Origin of the sequence: Streptomyces sp. WAC04114, from assembly GCF_019733245.1 — a bacterium.
In the GTDB taxonomy this organism is placed as follows: Bacteria; Actinomycetota; Actinomycetes; order Streptomycetales; family Streptomycetaceae; genus Streptomyces; species Streptomyces massasporeus_A.
Genome location: NZ_JAIGQA010000263.1, coordinates 1 through 8,409, shown reverse-complemented (window position 1 = coordinate 8,409; position 8,409 = coordinate 1). Strand labels below are relative to the sequence as shown.

Genomic DNA, 8,409 nt, shown 5'->3' with positions numbered 1-8,409 from the left:
CCGACTGGGCGCCGCCGTTCCCGCCGCCGCCCAGTCGGCTGCCGCCCAGTCATCGCCTGCCTACCCCCAGCCGGTACGTCCGTCACGGGCCCCTCGTTGTTCCGGTTAACGACGGGTTTGTGCCCTCGTCACGCGAGCCGGCGCCGTCCGCGATGCGAACCCTTCACCTGCGCTGGGTTACGTTGTCGGTGTGGCGCAGCAGGACGGGCTGGAAACTCCCCCCAACCTCCCGGAACACCGCACGACGACCATGGAGAAGGGCCGTTTCTGCATGGCCCACTGCATCTGCGGCTGGCGCGGCCCGGCCCGGAGAGCGAGAAGCCAGGCACGCACGGACGCGGAGAAGCACGCGACAGGTTGAGACCCGGGGCGGACGCCGCCCCAGCCGCCGCCGGACCGGTGGAACCCCCACCCCCCGTCACCCCGTCTCCCAGGGCGGAACCACCGGGAGGCCCCATGGAACGGCGCACGATCCTCACAGCCGGCACGGCGGCGATCGCCGCGGCCGCGACCCCTTTCACCACCGCCTGCACCCAGTCGGGCGCCCGCTCCGGGGCCACGGCCACCAACGCCGCACGCACCACCACCACCACGTCGAGATCCAGCGCCGCCAACTGGTCCGCCCTGGCCCGCGACCTCGACGGCCCCCTGATACGCCCCGGCGACGCCAACTGGCCCGCGGCCCGGCAGCTCTACAACACCCGCTTCGACAACCTGAAGCCCGCCGCGGTCGCGTACGTCTCCCACCCGGACGACATCCGCACGACCCTGGCCTACGCCCGCGCCCACGCCCTGCGCGTGGCGATCCGCAACGGCGGCCACTCCTACGCCGGCTGGTCCTCCGGCGACGGCCGCCTGATCGTCGACGTCTCGAAGCTCAACCGCGTCCGGGCCTCCGGCACCACCGCGGTGGTCGGCGCCGGCGCCAAACTCATCGACGTCTACCGCGCCCTCGCAGCGAAGGGCGTCACGATCCCCGCGGGCTCCTGCCCCACGGTCGGCGTCTCGGGCCTCACCCTCGGCGGCGGCCACGGCGTGGTCTCCCGGGCGTACGGACTGACCTGCGACAGCCTCACCCGGGCCACGCTGATCACCGCGGACGGCAAGCAGCTCACCGCCGACGCCCGCGAGAACAAGGACCTGTTCTGGGCGCTGCGCGGCGCCGGCAACGGCAACTTCGGCGTGGTCACCGAGCTGCACTTCACGACCCACCCGGCCCCGCAGGGCGTGTCGGCGTATCTGTCCTGGCCCTGGTCGAAGGCGGCGGCGGTGGTGAAGGCCTGGCAGGAATGGGGCCCGTCACAGCCGGACGAGATCTGGTCGTCCCTGCACCTGGCGAGCGCGGCGGGCGGCACTCCGACGGTCTCGGTCGCGGCGTTCTCCCTGGGCACCCACGGCGAACTCAAGAACGCCGTCGACCGCCTGGCCGACCGCGTCGGCGCCCCGGCCCGCAGCGTCTCCCTGAAGCGCCGCTCGTACGAGGAGTCGATGGAGGTGTACGCGGGCTGCTCCTCGTTCCCGACGGACGCGCAGTGCCATCTGCCCGGCGCGACCCCCGGCCGCTCCCCGAAGGGCGCGCTGGGCCGTGAGACGTACGCGGCGGCGTCGGACTTCTTCGACCGTTCCCTCTCCACGGCCGGCATCCGCACGCTGCTGTCCCAGATCGGTTCGGTGCGCGGCGGCTCGGGCAGCATCGCGCTGACCGCCCTCGGCGGAGCGGTCAACCGCGTCTCCCCCACGGCCACGGCGTTCGTCCATCGCCGCTCGCGGATGCTGGCCCAGTACATCGGGGCCTGGCGGGCCGGCACGAGCGGTGCGACGTCCCGCGACTGGCTGGCGTCGGCCCACAAGGCCATGCGCCCGTACGCCTCCGGGGCGGCCTACCAGAACTACACGGACCCCACGCTGACCGACTGGCGCAAGGCGTACTACGGAGACGCGGCGACCCGCCTGGCCAAGCTGAAGAAGCAGTACGACCCCAACCGCTTCTTCACGTATCCCCAGGCGCTGTAAGGCCGTTACGCGGCGAGGTCCCGCTCCGAGGTCCGCTCGCTGCGGGCCTCGGGGATCACCGCGTCGTCCCGGTCCGCCCGCCCTCTGGCGCGCACGAGCCACCCTGCCCGGGGCGAGCGCTCAACGGCCTTCACCACGGGCGTCAGCAGGGCCATGGCGAGCGGCGACAGCAGCAGCGCCACGGCCGTGCCCAGCGCGAACCCGCCCACGACGTCGGTCGGGTAGTGCACGCCCATGTAGACGCGGATGAATCCGCCGAACAACGCCAGTACGAGCGCGACGAGTCCGAACCTGCGGTGGGCGACGAACAGGCCGACGGCCATCGCCATGACGATCGTCGCGTGGTCGCTGACGAACGAGTAGTCGGTCTTGCCCTGGACGAGCACCTCGAGCCCCTGGTGGTCCAGGAACGGCCGGGGCCGCTCCACGAAACCCCGTATGGGCACGTTCACCAGCACGGCGATCCCGGCGGCCAGCGGCGCCCAGACCAACGCCGCGACGGTGGACGCCGCGTCCTCGTCGCCCCGGCGCCGCACGGACCACCAGCACCACACCACGAGCAGGACGATGGCGAGCAGCAGCCCGTACTCACCGACGTACTCCATGACGCGGTCGAACCAGCCCGGCGCGTCCTTGGCCAGGCCATTGATGTCGTACAGCAGGTCGACGTCGGGGTTCGACCCGGAATCGGCGAGTCCAGCCATGGTGCTGCGGCCCCTTCGTCGTCTCTCCCGGCGCACCTGTGCGTGCGCCGCTCCTGCCACCCCCGTGGTTGTAGATCCGCTTCCGCCGCACGCGTGCGTGACACGTGCCGAATGAACGTCTGCTCGGCTACGTCAACAGGAACGCATGGTCCCCGTCGATACGTTCCACACTCCACCGAATGATCACGCAGACGTTATCGAAGAGAGATACGTCGTCGCAGCTCAGGGGGTGGGTTCACGCACGGTTCACACCGTTGTGGGCAGCGCTTTCGCGCCATCTTCGGTGACGCGGGTGGCTCCGAAGTAGTCGGGGGTGTCGATCGGGTCGAATCGGATGACGGCACCGGTCCGGGGCGCGTCGATCATGTACCCGCCTCCGACATAAATGCCGACATGCCGGATGGTGCGGGAATTGGTCAGGTCGTCCGAGAAGAACACCAGGTCGCCGGGGAGCAGTTCGTCCCGCGAGGGGTGCGGACCGGCGTTGTACTGGTCGTTGGCGACACGCGGGAGCTTGATGCCCACGGTCTCGTAGGCGGCCTGGGTCAGACCCGAGCAGTCGAAGCGTCCGCCCTGCTCAGCGGTGCCGGTACCGCCCCACAGGTAGGGCGTGCCCAGCTTCTTCTGCGCGTACTCGATCGCGGTGGCGGCCTGCTCGGAGGGGTCGACCCGCCCGACCGGCGCCGCGAAGCTCTCCGAGAGCGTCGTGATCCGCTTCACGTAGTTGCGGGTCTCGCTGTACGGCGGCACGCCCCCGTACTTGATCACCGCGTACGCCCCCGCGTTGTAGGCGGCCAGCATGTTTTCGGTCGCATTCCCGCCAACCTTCTTCACGTACGACGCGAGTTCGCAGTCGTAGGAGGCGGCCGAGGGAATCGCGTCCTTCGGATCCCACACGTCACGGTCGCCGTCACCGTCGCCGTCGATGCCGTGACTAGCCCAGGTGCCGGGGATGAACTGCGCTATCCCCTGCGCGGCGGCGTGGCTCTGCGCCCTGGGGTTGAAGCCGCTCTCCTGGTAGAGCTGGGCGGCGAGCAGGGCCGGGCTGATGGCGGGGCAGAGGTTGCCCCACTTCTGCACGAGGGCCGCGTACGCGGCGGGCACCGACCCCTTGGCCAGCGATTTCGCCCCGCCGCCCACGCCGTTGACCAGGTTCCCCGCGACGAGATAGACCCCGACGACGAGCAGCATCACGAAGGCCAGGGCGGAGCTGATCGCAACACCCGCCACGATCCATGCCTTACGCACCGTCAACCGCCCCTCGCCGCCCAGGAGTCCGTTGGTCAGTGTAGAGGCGGCCGGCACGCCCGGGAATGATCAAAGGGAGGAGAGTCGGGGGCGGACGGGGGAACGGCGCACGGCACGGCCGGCACGACGAGTAGCACGACCGCTCCGGCCGGCGCACGGGGTCACGACACGTCACGAGTGCGCCGCCGCCTGCCGGTACAGCCGCCGGGCCTCAGCGACGGGCAGGACCACGCTTCACCGGAACGACACCGGAACGACTGTGCCGGACGAAGGTGAGAGGAACGTCAGACAGCGCTCCGTTCGCCGGACGCCGTCTGCACGTCAAGCACCCGTCCTCCTCAGACACCCGCCTCTTCACCCCGCGGCAGCGGGAAGTGCGTCCCCGTCAGCTCCTCCGAGACCCGCCACAGCCGCCGGGCTGTCAGCGGGTCGCCGGCCGCGCGGGAGCGGCCCACCAGGGTCGGCTTGCCCCGCATCTCGCCCAGGCCGTCGGGCCCCACGTAGCTCGCCCCGGGGAGGTCCTCGGTGGCGGCGTAGAGCGTGGGCAGGGCGCCCGCGCGGTCGTCCTGCGCGAAGAACCGGTTGCCGAGGCTCATGAAAGCGCGCAGCACCGGGTTGGCCGCGTGGCTCTGAAGGTTGGTGGCCGCGTAGCCGGGGTGGGCGGCCAGGGCGCGGACCGGGGACCCGGACTCGGTGAGCCGGCGCTGGAGTTCCAGGGTGAACAGGAGGTTGGCCAGCTTGGACTGGGCGTAGGCGCGCTGCGGGGTGTAGTTCGACGCCATGTCCAGGTCGTCGAAGCAGATCCTCGCGCCGCCCCAGCGGTGGGCGCCCGAGGAGACCGTGACGACGCGGCCGGTGATGTGCGGCAGCAGCAGGTTCGTCAGGGCGAAGTGCCCCAGATGGTTCGTGCCGAACTGCATCTCGAAGCCGTCCTTGGTGCGCTGCCGGGGGAGCATCATCACGCCGGCGTTGTTGACGAGAAGGTGCAGCGGCTCCTTCCAGGCCTCGGCGAACGCCCGCACGGAGGCCAGGTCCGCCAGGTCCAGCCGGCGCACCTCGGTGCTGCCCGGCACGGTCGCCGCCGCGGCCCGCCCGCGCTCGGTGTCCCGTACGGCGAGGACGACGTGCGCCCCCGCCCGGGCCAGCGCGTGGGTCGCGGTGAGGCCGATGCCGCTGTTGGCGCCGGTGACGACGACGGTCCTCCCGTCGAGGCCCGGGAGCCGGTCCACGCTCCACGTCTCGCTGCTCTGGGTCTTCGTCTTCTCAGCCATGCCTTCGAATGTAGGCGGTGCCAACAATGCTGTCAATGACAACAATGATGTCGTCGCCAACATCGGGATACGATGGTCCGCATGCCAGCAAGCCGCCCCACCCCGGAGAGCCGCCCCTACCACCACGGGGATCTGCGCTCCACCCTGCTCGCCGGTGCGGAACGCACCCTGCGGGAGAAGGGGGTCGGCGCACTCTCGCTGCGCGAACTGGCCCGGGAGGCGGGGGTGAGCCACGCCGCGCCCGGCCGCCACTTCAAGGACAAGCAGGCCCTGCTCAACGCCCTGGCACTCGTCGGCTACGACCGGCTGGGCCAGGCCCTGGAGGGCGCCGACGACCCCGCTCTCCCGCTGGAGAAGCGGCTCACCGCGCTCGCCCGGGCCTATCTCGCCTTCTCGATCGACAACGCCGAGCTGCTGGAGCTCATGTACGCCCGCAAGCACGAGCCGGACGCCTCCGAGCAGCTGGCCGCGGCCGTCGACCGGACGGTCGGCTCCCTGGAGCGGGTCATCGCCGACGCCCAGGACCGCGGCGAGATCATCGCCGGCGACCCGCAGCACCTCACCCTGGTGACCGGCGCCACCCTCCAGGGCATCGCCTCCTTCGCGGCCGGCGGCATGCTCGCCCCCGAGGCGGCCCTCGACGGCACCGAGGAGTTCGTCCACCTCCTCCTGCACGGCCTCAAGCCCCGCTGACCGCACGGCCCCGCGCCCCGCCGATCCCGGGCCCCGGTCGAGCCGCCCCCATCGCCCGGCCATCGAGCCGAACAGCCACGGCGCCGAGTACCCGGCGGCATCCGGGTACGGGACGGCCGTCGGCGGCACCAGCCTCACCGCCTCCTCCACCACCCGCGGCTGCACCGAGAGCGTCCGGCGGACCAGCAGCACCGAAGGCACCGGCGGCACCAGCGCCTCCGCGCCGATCATCGCGAGCGTCCACGCCCTCGCCGGCACCCCGCCCACGGGCTCCCACCCCTCCGCGTTCCCCTACGCGAACACCTCCGCCCTGAACGACGTCACCAGCGGCAGCGACGGCAACTGCACCACCGGCCACTCCTGCACCGCCCGGACGGGCTACGACGGACCGACCGGCCTGGGCACCCCGGAGGGACCCGGCGCCTTCACCGGCTGACGTCTCCCACCCGGTGACGGACCGTCACCGGAGAACGCCGTCCGGGGCTGTGGGGGCCAGGAGACGACCGGGGAAGCACAGGGGCCGCGGTAACCAGCCGCAGCCCCTTCGCCGTGCCGGGTAGCCTTCACCCGGGGAACACCGGCGCGACCACTCACCCGACCAGCCGTCAGAAACAGCCCTCAAAGGTGAGAAAGGCCGCAAGAGGGCACAACGACGGAACCGCATCCCAGGTTCCGCTCAGGCCTCATTGCCCGGCGTTACCTGCCGTGATACACAGAGTGACCATACGACCCTTCGTACACCGTCCGTCGCCACCCCTAGGGGCCGGAGCGGAACGGTGGCAAGGTATTCGTACGAAACCCGCCAATCAATGACGCCAAGTCGACATACGACAGCATCATTGTCGGCGAGAATGATGCCTGACCTCTGCACGACCGCAGAGGGCGCGGAACTACCCAACAGGGGCGGTGACTTACATGCTCTTTGCGGCCGACAAGGGAGACATCAACACCATCATCGGTGGGATCGCTCCGGACTGGGGCCCCTTCGGCAGCCTGGGCAACGAGGCGAAGGTGATGATCGAGGTCGTGATGGCGGTGGCCATCCTGCTCTGCCTCGGCATCGCCATCTGGGGCGCCGCCAAGCAGCGCATCGGAGCCACCGCACTGCGCGACACCTTCAGCGCGGAGCAGGGCAAGGGCCTCATCATCGCGGGCCTGACGGGAGTCTTCATCATCGGCTCACTCGGGACGCTGTTCACCATCGTGTACGGCATGGCCGTGTAGCCCGGGCACCACCCGCCCGGCCGGGCACGCCCGGCTCCCCCTCCATCCCACCCGCCCGTCGTGCCCACCGGCTGAGGTTGCGTTTCCCTGATGTCGAGTCACCACACCGCGCCCGCGCGGGAACCAGCACGGCTACCGTCGTACGAGGAGTATGAGAAGTACGACCGGTACGAAGTGTTTCCGCACGACGTCGAGGGGGCGTACGCGGCATGAGTCTCGGTGACGACCACGAGTCCTCCGGTGGCTACGCGGGCACGGGCCAGACCCGCACCCGCCTGCCCGACTCCGGCGACGCCTTCGGCGACCCCCGCCGCCGCTCCTCGTCCCGCAGCCTGGTCACCGTGGTCGGCGTGGTGGTCCTCCTGATCGCAGCAATCGCCTTCGCGAACCGGGGGGACGGCGACAGCTCCTCTTCGACGGACGGCTCCTCCGGCAAGCCCGACGCAGCGGCGACGGCCCCCTCCGGCCAACGCCCCGTCAAGTCCAAGTCCACCGCCGGCATCCCGTCGGGCTTCGCCCAGGACCAGAAGGGGGCGGAGAGCGCCGCGGCGAACTTCGCCGTCGTCCTCGTCTCCGCCGACATCCTCAAGCCCGCGCGGCGACCCGAGATCGTCCGTCAGGTGTTCGACGCCGACCGGGTCTCCGAGCTGGAGAGAAACCTCGACCAGGTCTACAGCAAGGCGTTCCTGGCGAAGGTCGGCCTGGACGAGAACGGCGAAGCACCCAAGGGCAGCACCTACGTCTCCCGCACGATGCCGGTCGGCACCAAGGTCACCGACTTCTCCGGCAGCACCGCCACCGTCGAGGTCTGGTGCACGGGCGTGTTCGGCATGACGGGAGAGACCTCGCAGAACCCGGTCACCAACGACTGGTTCACCATGACACTCCAGCTGCGCTGGACCGACGGCGACTGGAAGGTCGACAGCTTCTCCCAGAAGGACGGCCCCGCGCCGGTCAACGGCGACAACAAGGTGTCGACCTCGGAAGACATCTCCAAGGCCGTCGAGGAGTTCGGAGGGTTCACGTATGCCCGGTAACCCGCGCCGAGCAGTCAAGGTCGCCGCAACCCTCACCGCCGTACAGACCACCCTGGTCCTGTTCGCCGCCCGGGCCACAGCCGCACCCACACCGACGCCCAGCCCCAGCAACGACAACTGCTCCCTGCTCTCCGGTAGGGCCCGCGAGATCTGCGAAGGCGACACCGACAGCGGCGGCGGTGGCGGAGACGACGGTGTAGAGGATCAGGGGGGTGAAGG

The 8,409-nt window shown here is 70.7% G+C and carries 7 protein-coding genes and 2 pseudogenes; 6 read left to right on the top strand and 3 right to left on the bottom strand.

Annotation, left to right across the window (positions count from 1 at the left end; translation table 11 throughout):
• Positions 1 to 456 precede the first annotated feature (456 nt).
• Positions 457 to 2,013, top strand: coding sequence for an FAD-binding oxidoreductase (locus K4G64_RS37085; protein WP_221760274.1), 1,557 nt, complete (start codon positions 457 to 459; stop codon positions 2,011 to 2,013).
• A 5-nt stretch (positions 2,014 to 2,018) separates the two neighbouring features.
• Here K4G64_RS37085 and K4G64_RS37080 read toward each other — a convergent pair whose 3' ends face one another.
• From K4G64_RS37080 to K4G64_RS37070, 3 genes are all read right to left on the bottom strand, one after another.
• Positions 2,019 to 2,717, bottom strand: coding sequence for a phosphatase PAP2 family protein (locus tag K4G64_RS37080; RefSeq protein WP_221760273.1), 699 nt, complete (start codon positions 2,715 to 2,717; stop codon positions 2,019 to 2,021).
• Between the two features lie 246 nt (positions 2,718 to 2,963).
• Positions 2,964 to 3,971: an NlpC/P60 family protein gene (locus K4G64_RS37075; protein WP_260461504.1), complete on the bottom strand. Its 1,008-nt coding sequence runs from the start codon at positions 3,969 to 3,971 to the stop codon at positions 2,964 to 2,966.
• Between the two features lie 332 nt (positions 3,972 to 4,303).
• A complete protein-coding gene (locus K4G64_RS37070) occupies positions 4,304 to 5,236 on the bottom strand; it encodes an oxidoreductase (RefSeq protein WP_221760272.1) in 933 nt (310 codons plus the stop codon).
• Between the two features lie 72 nt (positions 5,237 to 5,308).
• Here K4G64_RS37070 and K4G64_RS37065 point away from each other — a divergent pair, with 72 nt between their 5' ends.
• The 5 genes and pseudogenes from K4G64_RS37065 to K4G64_RS37050 all read left to right on the top strand — a co-directional run.
• Positions 5,309 to 5,929 carry a TetR/AcrR family transcriptional regulator gene (locus K4G64_RS37065; RefSeq protein ID WP_221760271.1) on the top strand — a complete coding sequence of 207 codons (621 nt, stop codon included), beginning with the start codon at positions 5,309 to 5,311 and terminating at the stop codon, positions 5,927 to 5,929.
• A gap of 73 nt (positions 5,930 to 6,002) precedes the next feature.
• Positions 6,003 to 6,365: pseudogene (locus K4G64_RS40830) on the top strand (peptidase S8); the annotation flags it as partial.
• A 479-nt stretch (positions 6,366 to 6,844) separates the two neighbouring features.
• Positions 6,845 to 7,153 carry a hypothetical protein gene (locus K4G64_RS37060; protein WP_003991275.1) on the top strand — a complete coding sequence of 103 codons (309 nt, stop codon included), beginning with the start codon at positions 6,845 to 6,847 and terminating at the stop codon, positions 7,151 to 7,153.
• A 209-nt stretch (positions 7,154 to 7,362) separates the two neighbouring features.
• Positions 7,363 to 8,190 carry a hypothetical protein gene (locus K4G64_RS37055; protein WP_221760270.1) on the top strand — a complete coding sequence of 276 codons (828 nt, stop codon included), beginning with the start codon at positions 7,363 to 7,365 and terminating at the stop codon, positions 8,188 to 8,190.
• Positions 8,180 to 8,409: pseudogene (locus K4G64_RS37050) on the top strand (hypothetical protein); the annotation flags it as partial. The gene K4G64_RS37055 and the pseudogene K4G64_RS37050, both read left to right, overlap by 11 nt.